General features: G+C 59.2%; 17 protein-coding genes, 2 tRNA genes and 2 rRNA genes. 16 read left to right on the forward strand and 5 right to left on the reverse strand.

Translation table 11 applies throughout. The features are described from left to right. Positions 1-63: 63 nt before the first annotated feature. From AC3IUE_RS12305 to AC3IUE_RS12325, 5 genes are all read right to left on the reverse strand, one after another. The gene (locus AC3IUE_RS12305; protein WP_489267689.1) at positions 64-1,146 is read right to left on the reverse strand and encodes a 2Fe-2S iron-sulfur cluster-binding protein; all 1,083 of its coding nucleotides are present in this window, start codon (positions 1,144-1,146) and stop codon (positions 64-66) included. A gap of 13 nt (positions 1,147-1,159) precedes the next feature. Beyond that, positions 1,160-1,915 (reverse strand): glucose 1-dehydrogenase, encoded by a 756-nt coding sequence (locus AC3IUE_RS12310; RefSeq protein WP_046049827.1) that lies wholly within the window; start codon positions 1,913-1,915, stop codon positions 1,160-1,162. Continuing rightward, on the reverse strand, positions 1,903-3,582 hold the full coding sequence (locus AC3IUE_RS12315; RefSeq protein ID WP_489267691.1) for an FAD-binding protein: 1,680 nt from the start codon (positions 3,580-3,582) through the stop codon (positions 1,903-1,905). Before AC3IUE_RS12315 ends, AC3IUE_RS12310 begins: the two co-directional genes overlap by 13 nt. Before the next feature lie 11 nt (positions 3,583-3,593). After that, positions 3,594-4,109 (reverse strand): flavin reductase family protein, encoded by a 516-nt coding sequence (locus AC3IUE_RS12320; protein ID WP_046049829.1) that lies wholly within the window; start codon positions 4,107-4,109, stop codon positions 3,594-3,596. Positions 4,110-4,342: 233 nt separating this feature from the next. Further along, a protein-coding gene (locus tag AC3IUE_RS12325; RefSeq protein ID WP_185752810.1) for an IS3 family transposase occupies positions 4,343-5,871 on the reverse strand; the annotation gives its coding sequence in 2 pieces (ribosomal slippage) (positions 4,343-5,430 and positions 5,430-5,871; 1,530 coding nt in all). A 698-nt stretch (positions 5,872-6,569) separates the two neighbouring features. On the opposite strand from AC3IUE_RS12325, the gene AC3IUE_RS12330 reads away from it, so the two are divergent. The 16 genes from AC3IUE_RS12330 to AC3IUE_RS12405 all read left to right on the forward strand — a co-directional run bounded on the left by AC3IUE_RS12330 (position 6,570) and on the right by AC3IUE_RS12405 (position 24,602). Continuing rightward, entirely contained in the window at positions 6,570-7,754 is a 1,185-nt protein-coding gene (locus tag AC3IUE_RS12330; protein WP_489267694.1) for an acyl-CoA dehydrogenase family protein, read from the forward strand. Between the two features lie 121 nt (positions 7,755-7,875). Then, positions 7,876-8,997: an LLM class flavin-dependent oxidoreductase gene (locus AC3IUE_RS12335; RefSeq protein ID WP_201118042.1), complete on the forward strand. Its 1,122-nt coding sequence runs from the start codon at positions 7,876-7,878 to the stop codon at positions 8,995-8,997. A gap of 276 nt (positions 8,998-9,273) precedes the next feature. Beyond that, the gene (locus AC3IUE_RS12340) at positions 9,274-10,170 is read left to right on the forward strand and encodes a VOC family protein (RefSeq protein ID WP_489267696.1); all 897 of its coding nucleotides are present in this window, start codon (positions 9,274-9,276) and stop codon (positions 10,168-10,170) included. 11 nt (positions 10,171-10,181) lie between these two features. After that, positions 10,182-11,063 carry a CoA transferase subunit A gene (locus AC3IUE_RS12345; RefSeq protein ID WP_489267698.1) on the forward strand — a complete coding sequence of 294 codons (882 nt, stop codon included), beginning with the start codon at positions 10,182-10,184 and terminating at the stop codon, positions 11,061-11,063. 12 nt (positions 11,064-11,075) lie between these two features. After that, positions 11,076-11,864: a CoA-transferase subunit beta gene (locus AC3IUE_RS12350; RefSeq protein WP_489267700.1), complete on the forward strand. Its 789-nt coding sequence runs from the start codon at positions 11,076-11,078 to the stop codon at positions 11,862-11,864. 24 nt (positions 11,865-11,888) lie between these two features. Then, positions 11,889-12,761, forward strand: a complete 873-nt coding sequence (locus tag AC3IUE_RS12355) for an enoyl-CoA hydratase (protein WP_489267702.1) — start codon at positions 11,889-11,891, stop codon at positions 12,759-12,761. A gap of 2 nt (positions 12,762-12,763) precedes the next feature. Continuing rightward, the gene (locus tag AC3IUE_RS12360) at positions 12,764-13,831 is read left to right on the forward strand and encodes an NAD(P)H-dependent flavin oxidoreductase (protein WP_489267704.1); all 1,068 of its coding nucleotides are present in this window, start codon (positions 12,764-12,766) and stop codon (positions 13,829-13,831) included. A gap of 11 nt (positions 13,832-13,842) precedes the next feature. Beyond that, entirely contained in the window at positions 13,843-14,598 is a 756-nt protein-coding gene (locus AC3IUE_RS12365) for an enoyl-CoA hydratase family protein (RefSeq protein ID WP_046049769.1), read from the forward strand. Between the two features lie 10 nt (positions 14,599-14,608). Further along, positions 14,609-15,775, forward strand: a complete 1,167-nt coding sequence (locus AC3IUE_RS12370; RefSeq protein ID WP_489267706.1) for an acyl-CoA dehydrogenase family protein — start codon at positions 14,609-14,611, stop codon at positions 15,773-15,775. 10 nt (positions 15,776-15,785) lie between these two features. Continuing rightward, a complete protein-coding gene (locus AC3IUE_RS12375) occupies positions 15,786-16,841 on the forward strand; it encodes an acyl-CoA dehydrogenase family protein (RefSeq protein ID WP_489267708.1) in 1,056 nt (351 codons plus the stop codon). 42 nt (positions 16,842-16,883) lie between these two features. Next, a complete protein-coding gene (locus AC3IUE_RS12380) occupies positions 16,884-18,032 on the forward strand; it encodes an acetyl-CoA C-acetyltransferase (protein ID WP_046049772.1) in 1,149 nt (382 codons plus the stop codon). A 26-nt stretch (positions 18,033-18,058) separates the two neighbouring features. Then, a complete protein-coding gene (locus AC3IUE_RS12385) occupies positions 18,059-18,934 on the forward strand; it encodes an SDR family oxidoreductase (RefSeq protein ID WP_489267711.1) in 876 nt (291 codons plus the stop codon). 645 nt (positions 18,935-19,579) lie between these two features. Continuing rightward, positions 19,580-21,118, forward strand: a 16S ribosomal RNA gene (locus AC3IUE_RS12390). Between the two features lie 161 nt (positions 21,119-21,279). Continuing rightward, a tRNA-Ile gene (locus AC3IUE_RS12395) sits at positions 21,280-21,356 on the forward strand. Between the two features lie 27 nt (positions 21,357-21,383). Further along, positions 21,384-21,459 (forward strand) — tRNA-Ala (locus AC3IUE_RS12400). Positions 21,460-21,710: 251 nt separating this feature from the next. Beyond that, positions 21,711-24,602 (forward strand): 23S ribosomal RNA (locus tag AC3IUE_RS12405). The 16S and 23S rRNA genes sit together here with 2 tRNA genes alongside, the layout of an rRNA operon. The last annotated feature ends 98 nt before the right edge of the window (positions 24,603-24,700 follow it).

Here is a 24,700-nt window from a genome sequence, read left to right on the forward strand (position 1 = left end):
GGCCGAGTCTAACCGCAGACCCGGCCAAGGTGATCGTCCGTTGAGACTATGGCTGACGGACGTTCAGTCCGGGAATTTCAACCGTACTCGGGCACCGGTTGGACGGCTCTGGCAGGCCAGCGTCCAGCCTTCGGCCAACTCTTTGGGGCTGAGCACATCGTTGCGTGCCAACTGAATCTCACCTTCCTGGACGACGCACATGCAGGCCCCGCAAAAACCTTCTTCGCAAGAGGAGGGCACGTCCAGGCCTGCCGCTTTGCAGCTTTGCAGCAGGGTGTCGCCGGGGCGGCAGGCAATTTCGTGTTGCTGACCATCGAGCTCGACAATCAACGCCTCGCACCGTGATCCGAGGGCCGCGGCCCGAGCCAGGGTTGCTTCAGCAAGTAGTTCGTCGGGATCCGGAGGCGAGACAAAGCGCTCGACATGGATGCGTTCGGCGGCTTCGCCCAGTCCCAGCAGCGTGCGCTCCACGGTGTCCATGAACGGCGCCGGTCCGCAAATGAAGTAGTCACCACCAGCCGAACCGCGCAGCAGATGACGCACCTGAGCCTCGGTCAGGAAACCCTGAACCGAGTCGAGGACATGCACCACGTGCAGTTGATCAGGATGCGCCTTGATCAACTGACGCAGCTCATCCTTGAAAATCACCGAGGCTTCATCGCGGTTGGCGTAGACTAACTTGATCGGCCGCCGGCTGCTGTGCAGCACTGATTTCAGGATCGAAAACACCGGGGTGATGCCCGATCCTCCGCCGAACAGCACCAGGGGTCTATCAACCGATTGCTCCTCGTTCAGACAGAAATGCCCGGCTGGCGGCAACACCTCCAGCCAGTCACCGACCTGTACCTCGTTCATCCAGTTCGACACCCGGCCGCCCTCGACCCGTTTGACCGTGACCTTGGGCAGCGCATCCGACAGCGGCGAGCTGGCCATGGAGTAACAGCGGGTCAACAGCTTGCCGGCGCAAGGCACGCGAAAACTCAGGAACTGGCCCGGTTTGTAACGAAAGCGCTCACGCAAGGTTGGCGGTATATCCAGCACCAGCGAGCGCGCATCAAAGGTCTCGTCGATCACCGCGCACACTTGCAATGAGTAGCTTCCCGTCGCTGATTCGGCCGGTGTCAGGTTCTGCTGTTGCGTGCCCATGTTCACCTCGGCCTCAGAGCCCGCTGATCAATTGGGCGTTGTCGACGCGGATCTCGGCACCGTTGACGAAACGTGACTCGTCAGTGGCGAGGAACAGCACCACATTGGCAATGTCCCGGGGCGCGCACATGCGGTTCATCGGGTCTTGGTCGAGGGCTTCCTGAGGGATCGGCTGGCCGCCGGTCAAGGCCTGGGTCATCGGCGTGTTGACGCCATCCGGGTGCACGCTGTTGCAGCGAATGCGGTAGCCCTGTTGCTTGCAGTGCAAGGCAATCGAGCGAGTCATTGCCGCCACCGCGCCCTTGGACGCCGAGTAGGCACAGAACATCGGCATCGCGCCCAGCGCGGCCACCGACGACATATTGATGATCGAGCCGCCGCCGGTTTCCTTCATGGCCTGGATCGCGTATTTGCAGCCGAGAAAGTAACCGTCTCCATTGATTTTCTGCACCTTCTGCCACAGTTCCAGCGTGGTGTCTTCGATGCTGCCCAAGGCCAGAATCGCAGCGTTGTTCACCAGCACGTCGAGGCGTCCGAAGTGTTCCAGGGTGGTTTTGATCACTTGTTGCCAGTCGCTTTCGCTGGCGATGTCATGGCGAATGAACAGCGCATTGCTGCCGATTTCTGCGGCGACCTGGCGACCGGCTTCTTCGTTGAGATCGGTCAGCACCACTTTGGCACCTTCACGGGCCAGCAGCAGGGCGTCTTCGCGACCGATGCCGCTGGCGGCGCCGGTGATGATGCAGACTTTGCCTTCTACACGTTGCATTGTTGTTCTCCTGAGCGTGTGGTTTGAAGTGCGACTTGATCGACCAGATGGGCAGCGGCCCGGCGACCGGAATAGATGCAATCGGCCAGCGACAGGCCGGAGACATAAAGGTTGGAAGCGACCCCGACTGCATTGCGGCCGGCGCTGTACAGACCACGGATCGGCTGACCGGCGTGGTCCAGCACCTGACCGCTGTGCTCGCAGACTTTCAGCCCGCCAAGGGTGATGACCGGGCAGGGAAACAGGCGGCTGGCGAAGGACAGATCGAGGGCGCACCACGGCCCCTGGTCCATGTCGGCGAGCATGGCTTGCGACTTGCCGAACGTATCAACGACTTCGCCCCGCGCGGCGCGGCTATAAGTTTCTACGCTCTGTCGCAGGGCCTCGACGGGCAACCCGCAACGCTTGGCCAGCTTCGTCAAGCTGTTGCTGCGCCGGGCGTTGAACAGCAAATTGAGCAGCACCGGCAGGCGTTGGAATTGCCAGACCTTGCCCGGCCCGACCTGACGCAATGCCTCGCGCACCAGCGCCCGGTTGAGAATCAGAATCGCGCGGCCGTCCTGCTCTTCGACCATCGCGTGGCCGAGGGTCGCACCGTAGATTTCTTCGTTGGCGTAACGCTGACCCCGAGCGTTGACGATCAGCCCTCGGGCCCAGGCCAGCGGTGGATTGATAAAGCGCCAGGCGCTGACCTTGTCCATCCGCGCCACGCTGCCACCGGCACTCTGGCCCAGGGCGATTCCGCTGCCGTTACAGCCAGTGGTCCCCAGCGGCAAACCGGCCAGATACTGCGGCGCATGCTGGCGGACCCAGCCGCGATTGAAGATAAAACCGCCGCTGCTCAGCAACACACCCTGTTCGGCGCGAATCAGCTGGCGTTCGGCACTGGTTTGTTCGATGCGTCGCAAGCGAGCGCGCAAACGGTCGGCCAATGCCGGGGCGTACATGTGGATGGCGCTGGCCCAGCGCGAAAGCCGGGCATGTTGACGGGCTGCGCGGCTACCGGGCGGCAGGTGCCAGGCTTCGACCCCCAACACGTGATCGCTGGTGTCGAGCACCAGCCGCCGCACTTCGCACTGGCTGCGCAGGCGCGCACCGTGACGCAAGGCGCTGGCCTTGAGCGGGGCAAACAGACTGGCGCCGGACATGCCGGGGCCTTTGGTGCGGTGACCGCGAGGTGCCGGTTTGGCAACGGCGGCATAGGCCGGCACGGCTTCGTTGCCGGAGTAATAAAGGTAGTACTGGTCGCTTGGGTACGAGGTTTTGTGCGGTGGCACGCTGGATTCGAACGCGACACCCTGACGCTCAAGCCACGCCAGTTGTTCACAACTGCCTTCGCAGAAGTCCCGCAAAGTTTGGCTGCTGACAGCCTCGCCGACTTCCCGGCGCAGGTAGTTGAACATCGCTTCGCTGCTGTCTTCATAGCCAGCCTGGCGCTGATACGGCGTGCCGCCACCGGCATACACCACTCCGCCACTGAGCGCGGTGGCGCCGCCACCTTCAAAGCGGTCCAGTGCCAGCACCGCCAATCCGCGACTGGCCGCTTCGATGGCGGCACAGGCGCCGGCGCCGCCGAAACCGACCACCAGCAAGTCGCAGCGATCATCCCATTGCAGCTGGTCGGCGCTGCTGACTCGCAACGCCGTCAACCCGTTCAGGCTGTCCATTTTTTCAGGCCTCAGCCGGCGACAGCGAAGGAGGGTACGGGTTTGGCGGTGGTGGTGTAGGTGCCGTCGAGGTAGACCAGCGGGGTGATCGCTTCGCTGGTGTGGATTTGCAGGATGCGGCCGATGAAGACGGTGTGGGTGCCGTAGCTGAAGTGGCCGTCTTGCCGGCAGAGGATTGCCGATTGGGCGTCTCCCAGGTAGGGAATGCCGCCGGCACTGGTCAGCCAGTTGCCTCGGTCGAATCGTGCTTCGCCTTTGATTGCGCCGCTGCACAGGTGGGCGAGGTCTTGTTGTTCGACGCCGAGGATGTTGACGCAGAAGTCTGCGCCGGTCGCCAGTGCGGCGTGGGGGGAGGCGGTTTTGTTGATGCAGATGAGTAGTGATGGGGGTTCGGTGCTGAGGGAGTCGACTGCCGTGGCGGCCATGGCGAAGCGCTCGGAGCCGTTACTGGTGCTGATTATGGTGACTGACTTGGCCAGGCGGCGCATGGCCTGGAGCATGTCGGCTTTCAGATTGATGTCGTTCATCGCACTTGCCCTTTCGTTGTGCATGGTGTGCGATGGATTCTTGCTCTGACTCCCCTCCGTAACATCGTCCGAGGGGACTAGGCCTTGGCGGCCTCTGGGCCGACCATGTTCCTGTTGGTGGTGTACATATCCGTTGCTGCGGTAACGGCGGCTGGCGGTTTCGCCCTTACGGCGAGTCCCTTTTGTCAAACGCGGTACGTGTCAAGGTACCTGTCGCCTTGCTCCTACAGTTGTTAGCCCGTTGCGCCCCTAATTTCAGGGCGTTCCGGGTTTAAATACACCGCATCTGCGAGCTTCCAGTTCCGTGTCCGAGTACTCCAGCGGCTCGGATTAGCTTCCCTCGCATCTTCATACAGCGCTGCTCTAGCTTTTAATAAAGCTGTAGCTTTGCCTTCGTGGCGTTCGTTTGGTGTCACGTATTTCAAAGCACTGTGGCGGTGATCTTCGTTGTACCACTCGATAAATTTCTGTACCCAAAGCCTTGCTTCCGTGACCGTATCAAATGGTTGATCCGGCCAGAGTGGGCAGTACTTTGCGGTGCGAAAAAGTGCCTCGGCATAGGCGTTATCATTGCTCACCCTTGGCCGGCTAAAAGAGGGTTCGACGCCCAGGGCGATCATGCTTTCACGTAACAAAGAGCCTCTCATAACGTGGCCGTTATCCGAGTGCAGCACCAACGGACGACCTGCTGTGTGTTCACGTAAGCATCCTTTTCTGAGCAGCTCACACGCGTGTTCAGCGCATTCAACCTCATGCACTTCATTGGCAACCAGCTTGCGGCTGAAGACATCCTTGACCATGTACCAGTAGAAAAAACGACCTTTGACAGTGCTGGGCAGCCAAGTGATATCCCAACACCACACTTGATTGGGAGCGTCAGCGCGATGCGTCGTCAGCACCCTGCGTTTTGGGGCTTTGGTACGGCCACGACGCACGTTTTGATTGGCGGCTTTTAACACACGATAAAACGTCGACTCCGAAGCCAGATAGATGCCTTTATCAGCCAGCTTAGGAACGATTTGGTGCGGGGTGAGGCTGGCGTAGCCAGCCTGATTGGCAGCATCAAGAACCGCTTGGCGCTCTGCCTCACTGAGCTTGTTCGTCGGCATTGCCCGCTGAGCCAGCAGTCGCCCATCACAGTCAGCGTGTCGCCAGCGTTGAACTGTTCGCAGGCTCAGCCCCAGCTCATTACAGGCTCGATATCGACGAGCACCATTCAGCACCGCGTCTGCAATCAACTTCATGGCGTGCGTACGATCAGAGGCGTTGATCAGTCTTCCTTGTCCTTGCCCCAGATCGCATTGGCTTTTTTTCTGAGCTCCAGCAAGGCCACCGCCTCCGCACGACCGGCATCAGACTGGATCAGTTGACGCTCAAGTACTTTGATGCGCCGTTCCTCGGCTGTCTTGGAGGTTCGAGAGTTGAGATCAACAACCGGATTGGCGTTTTGGCAAGCCACTCGCCACTGTTGGATTTGCTCAGGGTAAATGCCCTTGATTCGGCAGTACTGAGAGATCTCAACCTCGCTCAATGGCGCGGTTTCCATGACCGCATTGAATTTATCGGCGCTTGACCATTGATCACTGGTCTTGCCGTTTCCCGGAACGATCAAGCCCTTATCTCTAGCCATTTGCCTCCAGTTTCGCAGTGACTGTGGCGTGAGATTGAGCGCAACGGCAAGTTCTGCCACTGATCGATTGAGGGGCGGCATCATTTGCAGAACGACCCAGTCTTTGAAGTCGCTTTCGTATCGCTTGCCCATTTTGGACATTGTTATGCACCTTCGCCCTCTTGAATGATTGAGTCAATCAACAAGGGCGACAGGTAGCCTGACACGGAGGGAACGCCACAAAAGGAACCAAAAAGTCTCGCCCCGAGCGTCCGGCCCCTCGCTTAGGCTCGGCGTTCCTTCGTTCCGGTATCCATCCGGGGACACTGCCCTCCGGTCTGCTTCGCGACGACCTACATGCAGCGTGTTCGACTGCGTCGAACGGCGCTGCGCGCCACTCCCCGGATGCACACCTCCACTCAGCCTCCCGAAGGGGCGGGTGGATCAAGATCAAGAGCTTCAGGCGAGCTAACGCTCGGCCTGTTGAGTGGTGAGGAGCGGAAGGCGTGCGTCTGGTTTGCTTTTGATTCTGTAGGAGCAAAGCTTGCTCGCGATGGCGGTCTGTCAGCCGACCAATCCCGGCGGGTGAACACCGATCCTCTGTGGGAGCGAGCTTGCTCGCGATGGCGGTCTATCTGCCAGCCAATCTCTCAGGGTTGACTCAACGACTTCAGGAATTACTGGAGGCTGCATTCTTTCGCTCTTCTCTTAGGCGCATGGTCCGTTTGAGGGATGCCCACCGCCGCACGCATTGCTTGAATGCCGCTGTGGAGGCGAGCACCACCGGTGCTGCATCCGCCCCGCTGCACGCGCGCCCCGGCGGATGGGGTGAACCGAGGAGAACAATAAAAATGCTCAACCAAGACCTGATTCGCCAGCGTCTGAGCCAACGTGCCCGCGAGCTGGTGCCGATCCTGCGTGAACGCGCCCAGAACGCCGCGCAAGCCGGCCAGCTGCCTGAAGAAACGCTGAAGGATTTCCACGACGCCGGGTTCTTTCGCATTCTTCAGCCATCGCGCTGGGAAGGTTATGAACTGGAACCCAAGGACTTCTTCGAGGTGCAGATGACCCTCGCCGAAGGGTGCATGTCTTCGGCCTGGGTGCTGGGGGTGGTGGCGATCCATAACTGGCAACTGGCGCTGTTCGATGACCGTGCGGCACAGGATGTCTGGGGCGCCGACTCCAGTGTGCTGATCTCTTCTTCCTATATGCCGGTGGGCAAGGTCGAGCGGGTCGATAATGGTTTCAAACTCAGCGGGCGCTGGGGGTTTTCTTCCGGTAGCAAGCATTGCGACTGGGTGTTCCTGGGGGCGTTGGTGCCGCCAGAGGAGGCGGGCGGGGCGCCGGATTATCGGACTTTCCTGGTGCCGCGCAGCGACTATCAGGTGCTCGACAACTGGAATGTCATGGGCCTGGAAGCCACCGGCTCCCACGATATTTTGGTGGAGAACGCCTTTGTTCCGGAGTACCGCACTCATCGGGCGTTCGACGGTTTCATGCAGGACAGTCCGGGTAACGCAGTGAACACCGCGCCGCTGTTCCGCCTGCCATTCGGGCAGATTTTTGTGCGGGCTGTGTCGTCCTCGGCCATTGGTGCCCTGCAGGGCGCGGTGGATCAGTTTGTCGAGCACAACCGCGCGCGGGTCGGGGTCAACGACGGTCGCAAAATGGTTCAGGACCCGGCCGCGCAATCCGCGCTGGCCAACGCCATGGTCTGCGTCGACGAGTGCAAAACTGTCCTGCTGCGCAACTTCGCTCTGATGATGCAACGGGCCCAAAGCGCAGAGCCGTTGAGCATGCCCGAGCGGGTGAAGATGCGTTACGACTCGGCGCTGGTGGCCGACAAGTGCGCCAAAGCGGTTGCCGACCTGATGTTCAACAGCGGCGCCTCGACCATCTTCCGCAGCCACGCAATCAACCGGGCATTCCGCGACATTCACACCGGCCGCGCCCACGTCGCGAACAACCCGGCCAAGTACGCCTGGAATCTCGGCGGGGTCAGCATGGGACAGGACAGTAACGACTTTTTTCTCTGACTTTCCCTTTGAGTCAGCTAGTCCGTTTGCGTGATTCGAGCGCCCCGTCGATGCCCGAGCATGGGGGCAAGGCACAGGTCTCTGGCGCCGACTGCGCATCCAATAAACACAAGGATCAACCATGAAATTTTCACTGATTTACGAAGCCCAGACGGTGGACTCCAGCCGCGAAGGCGACCGCAAGATTTTCGAAGATACCGTCGAGCAAGCTGTGCTGGCCGACAAGCTTGGCTTCGACACCTTCTGGTGCGTAGAACACACGGCGCTGAGCAACTACTCGCACATGTCCGCGCCGGAAACCATGCTGGCCTTCGTCGCTGGCAAAACCGAACGCATCGGCATTGGCCACGGCGTGGTCTGCTTGCCGCCAGCGATGAACCACCCGGTGAAAGTCGCGGAACGCATCGCGACCCTCGACCTGTTGTCCAAGGGCCGGGTGCATTTTGGCGTAGGCAAGGGCGGCACCCAGCAGGAGGCCGGCACCTTCGGTTACGACCTGGCCACGTTGCAGCCGCAGATCGACGAAATGATGTACCTGATCCCGAAAATGTTCGTGCAGGACGAAATCGAACACAACGGCGACTTCGTGCAGATTCCCAAACGACCGATCCATCCCAAGCCTTATCAAGATCCGCACCCGCCGATGTACCTGGCTTGCACCAATACCGAGTCGCTGAAAAAGGCTGGTGGTCGCGCAATGGGTGCATTGGTGCTGGGCTTCGGTGGCCCGGAAGAAATCGCCAAGAAGGTTGAGGTCTATCACGAAGCCTTTGATAACCGCGATGAGAAGCAGCAGGTGGGCTTCCGCCCCAACCGCCACATCGCCGCCCTGTGCCCGGCCATCGTGCTTGAAGACAACGAAGAGGCGCGCCGCATCGGCATTCGTGGCCAGCGCTACTTCATGGAGTCGTTGGGTTACTGGTACGGCGGTGGCGAGCGTCCGGACCCGGAGAAGTGGAAGGACGATACCTTCGTCGATGGCAACGGCCAGAGCGTGATCAAGTCGCGCTTCGCTTCGGAAGAAGTCAGCGTCGATTTCTCCGACCCGACCATGGCGATGATGAACCCCAACCACGCCTACGGCACCGTCGAGGATTGCATCGGTTACGTGCAACGGCTGATCGACGCCGGTGCCGACGAAATCCTGTTCATCTGCCAGATGGGCACCGTGCCGCAATGGGCGCAACTGGAGACCCTGCGCAACATTGGCGAGAAAGTGATCCCGCATTTCCGTAAAGGCTGAGACCTGCCATATAAACAACTGAACACCGCATGACCCCCTGTGGGAGCGAGCCTGCTCGCGATAGCGGTCTTACATTCAACATCAATGTTGACTGTTATGACCCCATCGCGAGCAGGCTCGCTCCCACAGTTTTTTATGCGCTCACCCCGTCATTTCCGCTAGTCCCATTGGACGATGTTGCCCCCGCGCAAACCCGCTTGAATAGCCCTGCATAAAGTCTCCCCCGGCAGCCGCCGAGTGCGGCGGGGCCTTAGAAAAAGAACGAGGAGTGCATCCATGGATATCCGTGGTCTGGGTTACGTCACCCTGTTATCCAGCGACCTGGCGCAATGGCGGCAGTACGCAAGCCAGGTGCTGGGCATGATGGTGGTCGGCAGCGATGACGATGAGCGGCTGCACCTGAAAATGGACGAGCGCCATTACCGCATTCTGGTGGAGAAAAGCGCTGAGAACGGCTTCGGTGCGTGCGGCTGGGAAGTGCCTGGCAAAGCGGCGCTTGAACACGCCGTCAGCGTTCTGGAACAGGCCGATGTGCAAGTTACCCGCGGCACCGTGGCCCAGGCCGAGGTTCGCAAGGTCCAGGAACTGGTGCACTTCAGCGACCCGGATGGTAACCGTCACGAACTGTTCTGGGGCCCGTTGCAGGACTTCGCACGCTTCGTCTCGCCGGTCGGCGTCAAGGGTTTCGTCACCAACGAATTGGGCATGGGCCACGTGGTACTACCGGCGCCGAGCTTCGAGCGCTGCCGGGATTTCTACGAGCAAGTACTCGGTTTCGGACTGTCCGACCTGATGAAAGTCCGCTTCACCCCGGACCTGGCCGAGCCGCAAAAGCGCATCCACTTCCTGCACTGCAATAACGGTCGGCATCACTCGCTGGCGATCTTCGAGTGCCCGATGCCCCACGGCTGCGTGCACATGATGGTCGAGGTCAACGCGCTGGACGAAGTCGGTCGAGCGCTGGACCGGGTGCACGCCAACGGCGTGAAGCTGTCGGCCACCCTGGGCCAGCACACCAACGATCAGATGATTTCGTTCTACATCAAGACGCCGTCCGGGTTTGACCTGGAGTACGGCTGCGATGGCCTGGTGGTGGATTGGGATTGCCACACACCTTTTGAAAGCACCGTGGTCAGCCACTGGGGCCACGACTTCAGTGTCGGTCGCCAATGAGGACGATGACGATGGACAAGCGAATGACCACGGCCGAGATGGTCGGCCAACTGCGTGACGGCATGACCATCGGTATCGGTGGCTGGGGACCGCGACGCAAACCCATGGCGTTGGTGCGGGAGATTCTGCGCTCGGACCTCAAGGACCTCACCGTCGTCGCCTACGGTGGTGCAGATGTCGGCATGCTCTGCGCGGCCGGCAAGATCAGGAAACTGGTGTTCGCCTTTGTTTCCCTGGATTTCATTCCACTGGAGCCGTACTTCCGCAAGGCACGCCAAGAGGCGGCGCTGGAGGTGATGGAAATCGACGAAGGCATGCTGCTGCTAGGTCTTCGGGCTGCTGCGATGAATGTGCCGTTTATTCCGACGGCGGTAGGCCTGGGCACCGATGTGCTGCGGCACAACCCGCAGATCAAATTGATCGCTTCGCCCTATGCCGACGGCAAGGACTGGGTCGCCATGCCGGCGCTCAAACTCGATGCGGCGCTGATTCACGTCGACCGTGCCGATGCGCGCGGTGTCTGCCAGATCAGCGGCCCCGATCACTACATGGACGACCTGTTCGTGCGTGCCGCGACTCACAGCTACGTGACCTGCGATGAACGGGTGGACAGCGAGTATTTTCACGCCGATGCCGGGCAAGCACATCAAGTGTTCTGGGAACGCAACCTGACCACCGGCGTGGCCCACGTGCCGGGCGGCGCGCATCCGTCTTCCTGCGCGCCGTTGTACGGTTTCGACGTGGCGCACTTCAAGGCTTACAACGCTTCAGCCCAGGCCGTCGATGGCTGGCAGGGCTACGTCCGGGACTACGTCGACTGCACCCACGAACAGTACCTGGACAAGGTCGGCGGCCTGGCTGCGATCCGCCAACTGCCGTTGCCGATTTTTTAAGGGAGCCTTGCGATGAGCACTACCAATTACAGCCTCGCCGAATTGATGATCTGCGCTGCCTCCGAAGCCTGGCGTGAAGATGGTGAGGTTCTGGCCAGCGGCATCGGCGTGATCCCACGCCTCGCCGCGTCACTAGCCATGCTCAGCAGCAATCCGCAGCTGCTGATGACCGACTCCGAAGCCTACATGGTTGCCGAACCGGTGCCGCTGGGCGCGCGAAACGGTTATCAACCCAAGCGCGATAGCTGGATGGGTTTCTCGCGGATTTTCGACAATGTCTGGGGCGGCAAGCGCCATGCGCTGGTCGGCCCGACCCAGATTGACCGCTTCGGCCAGGCCAACATTTCATGCATTGGTAATTACGCCAAACCCAAGGCGCAAATGCTCGGCGTGCGCGGTTTTCCCGGCAACTCCATCAGCCACGCCAACTCCTTTTGCGTGCCCAGCCACAACCGTCGGGTGTTCGTCGAAGGCGAGGTCGATATGGTCGCCTCGGTTGGCTACAACCCGGCGCGTCTGGCGCGCGGCTGGTCGCTGGACGAGATCGATATCCGCCTGATCATCACTGACCTCTGCGTGCTGGATTTCCTGGGCCCGCAGCGGCAAATGCGGATTCGCTCGCTGCACCCCGGCGTGACGGTGGCCGAGGTTCAGGACAACACCGGATTTGCCCTGCATGTGCCGCAAGACTGCCCGACCACGGCCGCCCCGACCATCGAGCAATTACAGCTGATACAGCGCCTGGACCCGCACAACCTGCGTGCCGGCCAGCTCAAAGACAACCCGCCAGGCCAACGCTGAGCGCCCCCGTTTCGGAGAAAAGTGATGGCTGAACATTACGACAAGAACGAGGCTGACGTGGTGCTTTACGAGGTGCGCGGTGCGGTGGCCCTGGTCACCATGAACCGCCCCGAATACCACAACGCGCAGAACTCGCAGATGACCTACGCGCTGGACGCGGCGTTTCGCCAGGCCTGCGATGACGATGAGGTGAAAGTCATCGTGCTGCGGGGTGCCGGCAAGCATTTCTCCGCCGGGCATGACATCGGCACGCCGGGTCGCGACGTCGATCAGACCTTCGACCGCGCGAGCCTTTGGTACGACCACACCAACAAGCCGGGCGGCGAGTTTCTCTATGCCCGAGAGCAGGAAGTCTATCTGGGCATGTGCCGGCGCTGGCGCGAAATGCCCAAGCCGACCATCGCCATGGTTCAGGGGGCGTGCATCGCGGGCGGGCTGATGCTGGCCTGGGTGTGCGACCTGATCGTCGCCAGTGAGGATTCATACTTCGCGGATCCGGTGGTGCGCATGGGCATTCCCGGGGTCGAGTATTTCGCCCATGTGCATGAGCTGAACCCGCGCATCGCCAAGGAGTTTCTGTTCCTCGGCGAGCGCATGCCGGCGGCGCGCGCCTACCAGATGGGCATGCTCAATCGGGTGGTTGCCCGCGATCTGCTGGAACAGGAAACCCTCGACATCGCCGGACGCATCGCACAGATGCCGCGCCTCGGTCTGCAACTGAGCAAGCAGGCGGTCAACAACGCCGAAGACCTGATGGGCAAGCGCGCGACCATGGACATGGTCTTCGGCCTGCACCACTTCGCCCATGCGCACAATGAGCTGATGTCGGGTGACCGACTGGGCGGATATGACGCCAAGGCCATGGCCCGTTCGCAACGCACCTCGGGCGGGGCGTGAGCATGGCGATCTCTTTGAATACCCGTCTGACCGAATTGCTCGGCTGTCGTTATCCGATCATCCAGACCGCAATGGGCTGGGTCGCCGACCCGAAGCTGGTGGCGGCCACCGGCAATGCCGGCGCCTTCGGCTTTCTCGCCGGGGCGACCATCGAGCCTCAGCGGATGGAGGCAGCGATCCTTGAAACCCGGCGTCTGACCGATCAGCCTTTCGGGGTCAATTTTCATATGTACCAGGCCAACGCCGCAGAGATCGTCGAGCTGGTGCTGCGCCACAACGTCAGGGCGGTCAGCTACAGCCGCTCGCCCGGCAAGCAAATGATCAGCCGTCTGAGGGACGCCGGTGTGGTGTGCATCCCCACGGTCGGCGCCCTGAAGCACGCGCAAAAAGCCGTGGAAATGGGTGCCGATGCGGTCACCGTACAAGGCGGTGAGGGCGGTGGGCATACCGGGTCGGTGCCCACTTCGTTGCTGCTCGATCAAGTGGTCAATGCGGTCTCGGTGCCCGTGGTCGCCGCCGGTGGTTTCAAGGATGGTAAAGGCCTGGTCTCGGCCCTGGCCTATGGCGCCGAAGGCATCGCCATGGGCACGCGCTTTCTGATGTGCGCCGACAGTCCGGTGCCGCAGGCGACCCTGTCGCGTTACCTCGCGGTCAAGGACCCGGCGGCGATCATCATCAGTCGCGCCATCGACGGTATGCCGCAACGGATGATTCGCAACGAATTGCTCAACCAGCTTGAAGCGAGTGGTGGTCTCAAACGCTTGTTGCTGGCGGTCCGCAGTGGCCTGGCGTACCGCCGCCACAGTGGCATGAGCCTGACGCAACTGCTCGGCAGCGTTTTGAAAATGCGCGGCAGCGGTGAGCTGACGGCCGCCCAAAGCATCATGGCCGCCAACGCGCCGATGGTGATCCAGAAAGCCATGGTCGACGGGTTACCCGCCGAAGGTGTACTGCCCGCCGGCCAGATCGCCGCGTCCATCGACAGCTTGCCCAGCTGCGCCCAATTGATTGAACAGATCGTCCGTGACGCCGAAGCGCGTCTGGGCGAGCTGTGCCGCCGTGTGTCGTGAAGGGGAAAGGCATGAAACCATTTAGCGTCAGTATCGATAACGGCATCGCCGAACTGGTGTTCAACCAGCCACCGGTCAACGCCTTCAATTGTCAGGGCTGGGCCGATATCGCCAGCGAGATCGAAGGCCTCGGTCGCGACGCCAGCGTGCGGGTGATCGTGATTCGGGCCGAAGGGCGCGGCTTCTGTGCCGGGGTCGACATCAAGGAACTGGCCGCCGACGGCAACCTGATCGTGGCGGTGAACAAAGGCAACTACGACAGCTTCAAGGCGATCCACCGCAACCCGAAACCGGTGATCGTCGCGGTACACGGCTTCGTGCTCGGCGGCGGCATCGGCATCTGCGGCGCGGCCGACATTCTGGTGGCCTCCGAGTGCGCCAGTTTCGGCGTGCCCGAGGTCGATCGCGGTGCCATGGGTGGCGGCGCGCATTTGCAGCGGCTGTTCCCGGTACAGAAAGTCCGTCACATGTACTTCACCGGCGAAATGATCGACGCCGCCGAGGCCTGGCGCCTGGGTGCGGTAGAGCGTGTGGTCAAGCGCGAGGACTTGCGTGAGGCCGCGCTGCAGATCGCCCGCACCATCGCCGCCAAGAGCCCGGCCATGATCAGCCTCGCCAAAGAAGCGCTGAGCGGTATCGAAGACGGCAATCTGGAAGACAAATATCGCTGGGAGCAGGGCTTCACGCTCGAGGCTTATCGCTCACTGGACTCACAGGAAGCACGCGACTCGTTCGTCGAGAAGCGCGATGCCCACTTCAACGGCTGAAGGCACTCTCATGGACCTGACATACACCCCGGCCCAGCAGGCCTTTCGCGCCGAGGCGCGGACCTGGCTGACGGCCAATGTACCCCGTGAACCGCTGCAATCGTTCGACACCGAGCAAGGCTTTGCCGAGCACCGTGCCTGGGAAAACCGGCTTAACGACGGTCGCTGGGGCATGGTCACCTGGCCGATCGATCTCGGCGGGCGCGGTTGCGACTTGATCGAGTGGTTGATCTTCGAGGAGGAGTACTACCGCTCTGGCGCGCCTGCACGGGTTAACCAGAACGGCATCTTCCTGCTCGGCCCGACGCTGATGGAATATGGCAGCGAGGAACAGAAGGCGCGCTTTCTGCCACGCATGGCCACTGGCGAAGACATCTGGGCCCAGGCCTGGTCCGAACCGGGCGCGGGTTCCGACATGGCGGCAATCCGCTCGAAGGCCGAACGGGTGGGCGACCATTACGTGATCAACGGCCAGAAAACCTGGTCGACTCGCGCCGTGTGGGCCGACTGGGTGTTCGGTATCTTCCGCACCGACCCCCATTCGCAGCGCCATCAGGGCCTGACGTTTATTCTGCTACCGCTCGACAGTCCGGGGATCACGGTTCGGCCGATTCCTCAGCTCAATGGCTTGCCCGGGTTCGCCGAGATTTTCTTCGACGACGTCAAGGTTCCGGTGGAAAACGCGCTGGGCGGCGAGGGCATGGGTTGGCATGTGGCGATGTCCACCGCCGGGTTCGAGCGCGGTTTGCTGCTGCGTTCACCCGCACGTTTTCAGGAAACCGCTCGGCGACTGGTGCAGCTGTACCAGGCCAACCGCGAGCAGGCTGACCGCGATCCGGCCATTGGCGAGTCGGTGATGCGCGCCTGGCTGGACGCCGAGGCTTACACCCTGAGCACCTACATGACCGCCTCGAAACTGGTGCAGGGCGGCAAGATCGGGCCAGAGTCTTCGACCAACAAAATCTTCTGGTCGGAACTCGATCAGCGCATGCACGACACCGCCATGAGCATTCTCGGCTTGCGTGGCGAGCTGCTGCCCGAAGCACCTGCTGCGGGCGATGTCGGCCATTGGCTGGAAGGCTTTCTGTTTGCCCAGGCCGGGCCGATCTACGCCGGCACCAACGAGATCCAGCGCAACATCATTGCCGAACGCATGCTCGGCATGCCGCGTGCCTGAGGAATAGACCATGGACTTTAGTTTCAGCCGCGACCAATTGCTGTTTCAGGACAACGTCAGAAGTTTTCTGATCAACGAGGTCACTCCAGAGCGCATTCGCGAATTGTGGCTCAGCGACAGCGGGCGCAGCGATCAGCTCTGGGCCCAATTGGTGGAGTTGGGCCTGACCGCGCTGACCGTTCCCGAAGAGCAAGACGGGATGGGCATGAATGAGCTGGACTTCATTCTGCTCGCTCAGGAATGTGGTTATGCCGGTCTGCCCGAGCCGCTGGTGGACACGATGCTGATCGGCGTGCCGTTGCTCGCCGCCCTTGATGAAAGCCACGCGGTGCTCAAACAGCACTGGCTGGCGCGCGTCGCCGAAGGCCGTGCGCGGTTGGCGATTGCCGAACCGGGTAACCCGCTGGTCAGCGATGCTCATGTCGCCGATTTGTTGTTGCTGGCCCATGGCGATGAGGTGCATGCGGTCGAACCTGGCGCGGTGCGCTTGACCCGCAATGTGTCGGTCGATCCCAGTCGTCAGCTGTTTCAGGTCGACTGGACGCCAACGTCCGCCACCTGCGTGGCCGCTGGCGAACAGGGTCGGCGCTTGTGGGCCGCCGCGTTTGATCGTGGCGCGCTGGGCTGTGCTGCGCAAATGCTGGGGCTGGCCAAGCGCATGGTCGACCTCGCGGTGGATTACACCTTTGAACGCAAACAGTTCGGCAAACCGGTGGGTTCGTTTCAGGCGGTCAAGCATTTGATGGCCAACGTCGCGGTGCAGATCGAGTTCGCCAAAGGGCCGCTGTATCGCGCCGCCTACGCAGTGGCCGAGCAGCAACCGGGGCAAGACGTGCTGGTGTCCCACGCCAAACTGGCGACGGCGGAAGCGGCGATGCTGGCCGCAAAAAACACCATTCAGGCCCATGGCGCCATGGGTTACACCTGGGAAGTCGACCTGCATTTGTTCATGAAACGCGCCTGGGCGCTGGACAAGGTCTGGGGTGATCGCGGCCATCATAAAGGGCGGATCCGCGCGGCTTTGTTCGACGGCAATCCAGCACTGGGTGCTGGTAAAACTTTCTGACGGCGACTGTGCCTGACGTCAACATTTACCCCGAGGTACACCATGCCTGAAGCCTATATTGTCGACGCCCTGCGCACGCCCACTGGGCGGCGCAAAGGTGGTTTGAGCCAGATTCACGCCGCCGATCTGGGCGCCCACGTCTTGCGTGCGCTGGTCGAGCGCAACGACATCCCCGATGACGATTACGACGACGTGATCTTCGGTTGTGTCGACACCATCGGTCCGCTGGCCGGGGACATTGCCCGCACCTGTTGGCTGGCCGCGGGCCTGTCGCATGCAGTACCCGGCACCACCATCGATCGCCAGTGCGGTTCGTCCCAGCAAGCGGTGCACTTTGCCGCCCAAGCGGTGATGAGCGGCACTCAGGATGTGGTCGTCGCCGGCGGCGTGCAAACCATGACCCAGATTCCTATTTCCTCAGCCATGATCGCTGCCGAACCACTGGGCTTCAGTGATCCGTACAGCGGCTCCGAAGGTTGGGTCCGGCGCTATGGCGCACAACCGCCGACTCAATTCCGTTCGGCGCAGATGATTGCCGAGAAGTGGGGGCTGTCCCGCGAACAACTGGAAGCCTATTCACTGGAGTCCCATCAGCGGGCATTGCGGGCCATCGAGCAAGGACGGTTCAACCGGGAAATCGTGCCACTGGCCGGGGTCGTGCACGACGAAACGCCGCGACAGACCAGTCTGGCGAAAATGGCCGAACTGGACGTGCTGTTTGGCTGCGACCGGGTGACCGCGGCAGTGTCCAGCCAGACCTGCGACGCGGCCAGCGCGATGCTGATCGTTTCTGAAGCGGCACTCAAACGCTATGGGCTGACACCGCGCGCGCGTATCCACCACCTCAGCGTACGCGCCGAAGACCCGATCTGGATGCTCACCGCTCCCATCCCGGCCACCGCTTATGCACTCAAGCGAGCCGGGATGAAGCTGGAAGACATCGATCGGGTGGAGATCAACGAAGCCTTCGCGTCGGTGGCCATGGCCTGGCTCAAGGAGACGGGTTATCCCCATGAACAGACCAACGTCAACGGCGGGGCGATTGCCCTCGGCCATCCGTTGGGCGCCACCGGCACTCGGTTGATGTGCACGCTGTTGCATGAACTGGAGCGCAGCGGGGGACGCTTCGGTTTGCAGACCATGTGCGAAGGTGGCGGCCAGGCCAACGTGACGATTATCGAACGCTTGTAAGCGATGTATTTGAAGGGAGCAGGAACATGAAAATCTGTGAGAACCGCGTAGTGATCATCACCGGTGCCGGCGGTGGTCTGGGCCGGGCCTACGCGCTGGCCTTCGCCGCCGAGGGCGCTAACGTGGTGGTCAACGATATCAATCGTGAAGCGGCGCTGGCCGTGGTCGGCGAAATTCTTGGGCTGGGTGGAAGCGCCGTGGCCAACAGCAACGACATCACCCGCTACGACGATGCGGCGTTGATCGTGCGCCAGGCCATCGAAACCTTCGGCGGCCTGGACGTGGTGGTCAACAACGCCGGCATCTGTCGCGACCGAATGTTCGCCAGCCTCACCGAAGCCGACTGGGATGCGGTGGTGGCCGTGCACCTCAAAGGCCACTTCTGTATCGCCAGCCACGCCGCGCGTTACTGGCGCGAGCAGGCCAAGGGAGGGGCGCAGCTGAGTGCGCGGATCATCAACACCAGTTCCGGGGCCGGTTTGCAGGGCTCCATCGGTCAGTCCAACTATGCCGCTGCCAAGGCCGGTATCGCTGCGTTGACGCTGGTGCAGGCGGCCGAACTGGGTCGCTATGGCATAACCGTCAACGCCCTGGCCCCGGCCGCGCGCACCGGCATGACCGAGCAAGTGTTCGCCGATAGCATGAAAAAACCCGAAGAGGGCTTCGACTACTTCGCTCCGGAAAACGTTGCGCCGTTGGTGGTCTGGCTCGGCTCGCAAGCGTCCAGTGCGGTGAACGGGCAGATGTTCGAAGTCGAGGGCGGCAAGTTGTCGATTGCCGACGGCTGGCGTAGAGGTCCGGAACTGGACAGGCAAGGGCGTTGGGCGGTGGGCGAGGTGGGGCAGGCAGTAGAGCAATTGATGGCCCGGGCGGTGCCCGCTGCGAAAGTGTATGGCAGCTGATTGGGCCGCCCTCTATATAGAAGGATTCGTTTTGCTCTTCTATATAGAGGAGAAACGGGCTGTTTTCCGGCGTTCTGCACGTGATTGATAGAAAAACTCAATTAAGGGTTGACAGCAGATTCTGGAAGTCTATAATTCGCCCCACTTCCGGCGCAGTCGAAACGGAAAACTCCTTGGTAAACAACGAGTTACGCAGTTTTCGACAGCGAGTTGCTTCAGGTCATCGAAGTCCAGAAGGAGTCGGTCAGGCAGGGTGGTTTAGCTTGATTGACGATTCGATCTTCTCGGTCGAAAGCGGTGTAAAAGAGGTGTTGACAGCAGCGACTAACGCTGTAGAATTCGCCTCCCGCTAACGAGAGATCGCAAGCGCAAGTGGTTGAAGTTGCAAAGGAAACTTTGAAAACTTCGAAAAATAACCGCTTGACAGCAACAGAGGCTGCTGTAGAATGCGCGCCTCGGTTGAGACGAAAGATCTTAACCAACCGCTCTTTAACAACTGAATCAAGCAATTCGTGTGGGTGCTTGTGGAGTCAGACTGATAGTCAACAAGATTATCAGCATCGCAAGTTACTCCGCGAGAAATCAAAGATGTAACCAACGATTGCTGAGCCAAGTTTAGGGTTTCTTAAAAACCCAAAGATGTTTGAACTGAAGAGTTTGATCATGGCTCAGATTGAACGCTGGCGGCAGGCCTAACACATGCAAGTCGAGCGGCAGCACGGGTACTTGTACCTGGTGGCGAGCGGCGGACGGGTGAGTAATGCCTAGGAATCTGCCTGGTAGTGGGGGATAACGCTCGGAAACGGACGCTAATACCGCATACGTCCTACGGGAGAAAGCAGGGGACCTTCGGGCCTTGCGCTATCAGATGAGCCTAGGTCGGATTAGCTAGTTGGTGAGGTAATGGCTCACCAAGGCGACGATCCGTAACTGGTCTGAGAGGATGATCAGTCACACTGGAACTGAGACACGGTCCAGACTCCTACGGGAGGCAGCAGTGGGGAATATTGGACAATGGGCGAAAGCCTGATCCAGCCATGCCGCGTGTGTGAAGAAGGTCTTCGGATTGTAAAGCACTTTAAGTTGGGAGGAAGGGCATTAACCTAATACGTTGGTGTCTTGACGTTACCGACAGAATAAGCACCGGCTAACTCTGTGCCAGCAGCCGCGGTAATACAGAGGGTGCAAGCGTTAATCGGAATTACTGGGCGTAAAGCGCGCGTAGGTGGTTTGTTAAGTTGGATGTGAAATCCCCGGGCTCAACCTGGGAACTGCATTCAAAACTGACAAGCTAGAGTATGGTAGAGGGTGGTGGAATTTCCTGTGTAGCGGTGAAATGCGTAGATATAGGAAGGAACACCAGTGGCGAAGGCGACCACCTGGACTGATACTGACACTGAGGTGCGAAAGCGTGGGGAGCAAACAGGATTAGATACCCTGGTAGTCCACGCCGTAAACGATGTCAACTAGCCGTTGGGAGCCTTGAGCTCTTAGTGGCGCAGCTAACGCATTAAGTTGACCGCCTGGGGAGTACGGCCGCAAGGTTAAAACTCAAATGAATTGACGGGGGCCCGCACAAGCGGTGGAGCATGTGGTTTAATTCGAAGCAACGCGAAGAACCTTACCAGGCCTTGACATCCAATGAATCTGCTAGAGATAGCGGAGTGCCTTCGGGAACATTGAGACAGGTGCTGCATGGCTGTCGTCAGCTCGTGTCGTGAGATGTTGGGTTAAGTCCCGTAACGAGCGCAACCCTTGTCCTTAGTTACCAGCACGTAATGGTGGGCACTCTAAGGAGACTGCCGGTGACAAACCGGAGGAAGGTGGGGATGACGTCAAGTCATCATGGCCCTTACGGCCTGGGCTACACACGTGCTACAATGGTCGGTACAGAGGGTTGCCAAGCCGCGAGGTGGAGCTAATCCCAGAAAACCGATCGTAGTCCGGATCGCAGTCTGCAACTCGACTGCGTGAAGTCGGAATCGCTAGTAATCGCGAATCAGAATGTCGCGGTGAATACGTTCCCGGGCCTTGTACACACCGCCCGTCACACCATGGGAGTGGGTTGCACCAGAAGTAGCTAGTCTAACCTTCGGGAGGACGGTTACCACGGTGTGATTCATGACTGGGGTGAAGTCGTAACAAGGTAGCCGTAGGGGAACCTGCGGCTGGATCACCTCCTTAGTCGACGACATCAGCTGCTCCATAAGCTCCCACACGAATTGCTTGATTCATTGAAGAAGACGATAAGAAGCAGCCCTAACAGGTTGTAGCTTAGTTGGTTGGAACGCACCCCATGCTCTGTGGTAAAGAGCAGGGTGAGGTCGGCCTTAAAGCTCGAAATTGGGTCTGTAGCTCAGTTGGTTAGAGCGCACCCCTGATAAGGGTGAGGTCGGCAGTTCGAATCTGCCCAGACCCACCAATTTTGTGTGGGAACCTGTAGAAATACGGGGCCATAGCTCAGCTGGGAGAGCGCCTGCCTTGCACGCAGGAGGTCAACGGTTCGATCCCGTTTGGCTCCACCACTAACTGCTTCTGTTTGTTGAAAGCTTAGAAATGAGCATTCCATCGTGATGATGGTGAATGTTGATTTCTAGTCTTTGGATTAGATCGTTCTTTAAAAATTTGGGTATGTGATAGAAAGATAGACTGAACGTTACTTTCACTGGTAACGGATCAGGCTAAGGTAAAATTTGTGAGTTGCTCTTAATTGAGTATTATCGAATTTTCGGCGAATGTCGTCTTCACAGTATAACCAGATTGCTTGGGGTTATATGGTCAAGTGAAGAAGCGCATACGGTGGATGCCTTGGCAGTCAGAGGCGATGAAAGACGTGGTAGCCTGCGAAAAGCTTCGGGGAGTCGGCAAACAGACTTTGATCCGGAGATGTCTGAATGGGGGAACCCAGCCATCATAAGATGGTTATCTTAAGCTGAATACATAGGCTTAAGAGGCGAACCAGGGGAACTGAAACATCTAAGTACCCTGAGGAAAAGAAATCAACCGAGATTCCCTTAGTAGTGGCGAGCGAACGGGGACTAGCCCTTAAGTGGCTTTGAGATTAGCGGAACGTTCTGGAAAGTACGGCCATAGTGGGTGATAGCCCTGTACGCGAAAATCTCTTAGTCATGAAATCGAGTAGGACGGAGCACGAGAAACTTTGTCTGAATATGGGGGGACCATCCTCCAAGGCTAAATACTACTGACTGACCGATAGTGAACTAGTACCGTGAGGGAAAGGCGAAAAGAACCCCGGAGAGGGGAGTGAAATAGATCCTGAAACCGTATGCGTACAAGCAGTGGGAGCCCACTTTGTTGGGTGACTGCGTACCTTTTGTATAATGGGTCAGCGACTTATTTTCAGTGGCGAGCTTAACCGAATAGGGGAGGCGTAGCGAAAGCGAGTCTTAATAGGGCGTCTAGTCGCTGGGAATAGACCCGAAACCGGGCGATCTATCCATGGGCAGGTTGAAGGTTGGGTAACACTAACTGGAGGACCGAACCGACTACCGTTGAAAAGTTAGCGGATGACCTGTGGATCGGAGTGAAAGGCTAATCAAGCTCGGAGATAGCTGGTTCTCCTCGAAAGCTATTTAGGTAGCGCCTCATGTATCACTGTAGGGGGTAGAGCACTGTTTCGGCTAGGGGGTCATCCCGACTTACCAAACCGATGCAAACTCCGAATACCTACAAGTGCCGAGCATGGGAGACACACGGCGGGTGCTAACGTCCGTCGTGAAAAGGGAAACAACCCAGACCGTCAGCTAAGGTCCCAAAGTTATGGTTAAGTGGGAAACGATGTGGGAAGGCTTAGACAGCTAGGAGGTTGGCTTAGAAGCAGCCACCCTTTAAAGAAAGCGTAATAGCTCACTAGTCGAGTCGGCCTGCGCGGAAGATGTAACGGGGCTCAAACCATACACCGAAGCTACGGGTATCACTTAGGTGATGCGGTAGAGGAGCGTTCTGTAAGCCTGTGAAGGTGAGTTGAGAAGCTTGCTGGAGGTATCAGAAGTGCGAATGCTGACATGAGTAACGACAATGGGTGTGAAAAACACCCACGCCGAAAGACCAAGGTTTCCTGCGCAACGTTAATCGACGCAGGGTTAGTCGGTCCCTAAGGCGAGGCTGAAAAGCGTAGTCGATGGAAAACAGGTTAATATTCCTGTACTTCTGGTTATTGCGATGGAGGGACGGAGAAGGCTAGGCCAGCTTGGCGTTGGTTGTCCAAGTTTAAGGTGGTAGGCTGGAATCTTAGGTAAATCCGGGATTCTAAGGCCGAGAGCTGATGACGAGTTACCCTTTGGGTGACGAAGTGGTTGATGCCATGCTTCCAAGAAAAGCTTCTAAGCTTCAGGTAACCAGGAACCGTACCCCAAACCGACACAGGTGGTTGGGTAGAGAATACCAAGGCGCTTGAGAGAACTCGGGTGAAGGAACTAGGCAAAATGGCACCGTAACTTCGGGAGAAGGTGCGCCGGTGAGGGTGAAGCATTTACTGCGTAAGCCCATGCCGGTCGAAGATACCAGGCCGCTGCGACTGTTTATTAAAAACACAGCACTCTGCAAACACGAAAGTGGACGTATAGGGTGTGACGCCTGCCCGGTGCCGGAAGGTTAATTGATGGGGTTAGCTAACGCGAAGCTCTTGATCGAAGCCCCGGTAAACGGCGGCCGTAACTATAACGGTCCTAAGGTAGCGAAATTCCTTGTCGGGTAAGTTCCGACCTGCACGAATGGCGTAACGATGGCGGCGCTGTCTCCACCCGAGACTCAGTGAAATTGAAATCGCTGTGAAGATGCAGTGTATCCGCGGCTAGACGGAAAGACCCCGTGAACCTTTACTATAGCTTTGCACTGGACTTTGAATTTGCTTGTGTAGGATAGGTGGGAGGCTTTGAAGCGTGGACGCCAGTTCGCGTGGAGCCAACCTTGAAATACCACCCTGGCAACTTTGAGGTTCTAACTCAGGTCCGTTATCCGGATCGAGGACAGTGTATGGTGGGTAGTTTGACTGGGGCGGTCTCCTCCTAAAGAGTAACGGAGGAGTACGAAGGTGCGCTCAGACCGGTCGGAAATCGGTCGTAGAGTATAAAGGCAAAAGCGCGCTTGACTGCGAGACAGACACGTCGAGCAGGTACGAAAGTAGGTCTTAGTGATCCGGTGGTTCTGTATGGAAGGGCCATCGCTCAACGGATAAAAGGTACTCCGGGGATAACAGGCTGATACCGCCCAAGAGTTCATATCGACGGCGGTGTTTGGCACCTCGATGTCGGCTCATCACATCCTGGGGCTGAAGCCGGTCCCAAGGGTATGGCTGTTCGCCATTTAAAGTGGTACGCGAGCTGGGTTTAGAACGTCGTGAGACAGTTCGGTCCCTATCTGCCGTGGACGTTTGAGATTTGAGAGGGGCTGCTCCTAGTACGAGAGGACCGGAGTGGACGAACCTCTGGTGTTCCGGTTGTCACGCCAGTGGCATTGCCGGGTAGCTATGTTCGGAATAGATAACCGCTGAAAGCATCTAAGCGGGAAACTAGCCTCAAGATGAGATCTCACTGGGACCTTGAGTCCCCTGAAGGGCCGTCGAAGACTACGACGTTGATAGGTTGGGTGTGTAAGCGCTGTGAGGCGTTGAGCTAACCAATACTAATTGCCCGTGAGGCTTGACCATATAACACCCAAGCAATTTGCTGACCTGAAAAGGCACCAGATTGCGGTGTGTGAAGACGAAACGAACCGAAAGTTCGAGATACTCACAAAACACCTGCT

This window comes from Pseudomonas sp. GL_093 (assembly GCF_057837605.1).

Excerpts from the sequence above, each read along its gene's own strand:
- AC3IUE_RS12305 (WP_489267689.1), bottom strand. The coding sequence starts at position 1,146 with ATGGGCACGCAACAGCAGAACCTGACACCGGCCGAATCAGCGACGGGA.
- AC3IUE_RS12310 (WP_046049827.1), bottom strand. The coding sequence starts at position 1,915 with ATGCAACGTGTAGAAGGCAAAGTCTGCATCATCACCGGCGCCGCCAGC.
- AC3IUE_RS12315 (WP_489267691.1), bottom strand. The coding sequence starts at position 3,582 with ATGGACAGCCTGAACGGGTTGACGGCGTTGCGAGTCAGCAGCGCCGAC.
- AC3IUE_RS12320 (WP_046049829.1), bottom strand. The coding sequence starts at position 4,109 with ATGAACGACATCAATCTGAAAGCCGACATGCTCCAGGCCATGCGCCGC.
- AC3IUE_RS12330 (WP_489267694.1), top strand. The coding sequence starts at position 6,570 with ATGCTCAACCAAGACCTGATTCGCCAGCGTCTGAGCCAACGTGCCCGC.
- AC3IUE_RS12335 (WP_201118042.1), top strand. The coding sequence starts at position 7,876 with ATGAAATTTTCACTGATTTACGAAGCCCAGACGGTGGACTCCAGCCGC.
- AC3IUE_RS12340 (WP_489267696.1), top strand. The coding sequence starts at position 9,274 with ATGGATATCCGTGGTCTGGGTTACGTCACCCTGTTATCCAGCGACCTG.
- AC3IUE_RS12345 (WP_489267698.1), top strand. The coding sequence starts at position 10,182 with ATGGACAAGCGAATGACCACGGCCGAGATGGTCGGCCAACTGCGTGAC.
- AC3IUE_RS12350 (WP_489267700.1), top strand. The coding sequence starts at position 11,076 with ATGAGCACTACCAATTACAGCCTCGCCGAATTGATGATCTGCGCTGCC.
- AC3IUE_RS12355 (WP_489267702.1), top strand. The coding sequence starts at position 11,889 with ATGGCTGAACATTACGACAAGAACGAGGCTGACGTGGTGCTTTACGAG.
- AC3IUE_RS12360 (WP_489267704.1), top strand. The coding sequence starts at position 12,764 with ATGGCGATCTCTTTGAATACCCGTCTGACCGAATTGCTCGGCTGTCGT.
- AC3IUE_RS12365 (WP_046049769.1), top strand. The coding sequence starts at position 13,843 with ATGAAACCATTTAGCGTCAGTATCGATAACGGCATCGCCGAACTGGTG.
- AC3IUE_RS12370 (WP_489267706.1), top strand. The coding sequence starts at position 14,609 with ATGGACCTGACATACACCCCGGCCCAGCAGGCCTTTCGCGCCGAGGCG.
- AC3IUE_RS12375 (WP_489267708.1), top strand. The coding sequence starts at position 15,786 with ATGGACTTTAGTTTCAGCCGCGACCAATTGCTGTTTCAGGACAACGTC.
- AC3IUE_RS12380 (WP_046049772.1), top strand. The coding sequence starts at position 16,884 with ATGCCTGAAGCCTATATTGTCGACGCCCTGCGCACGCCCACTGGGCGG.
- AC3IUE_RS12385 (WP_489267711.1), top strand. The coding sequence starts at position 18,059 with ATGAAAATCTGTGAGAACCGCGTAGTGATCATCACCGGTGCCGGCGGT.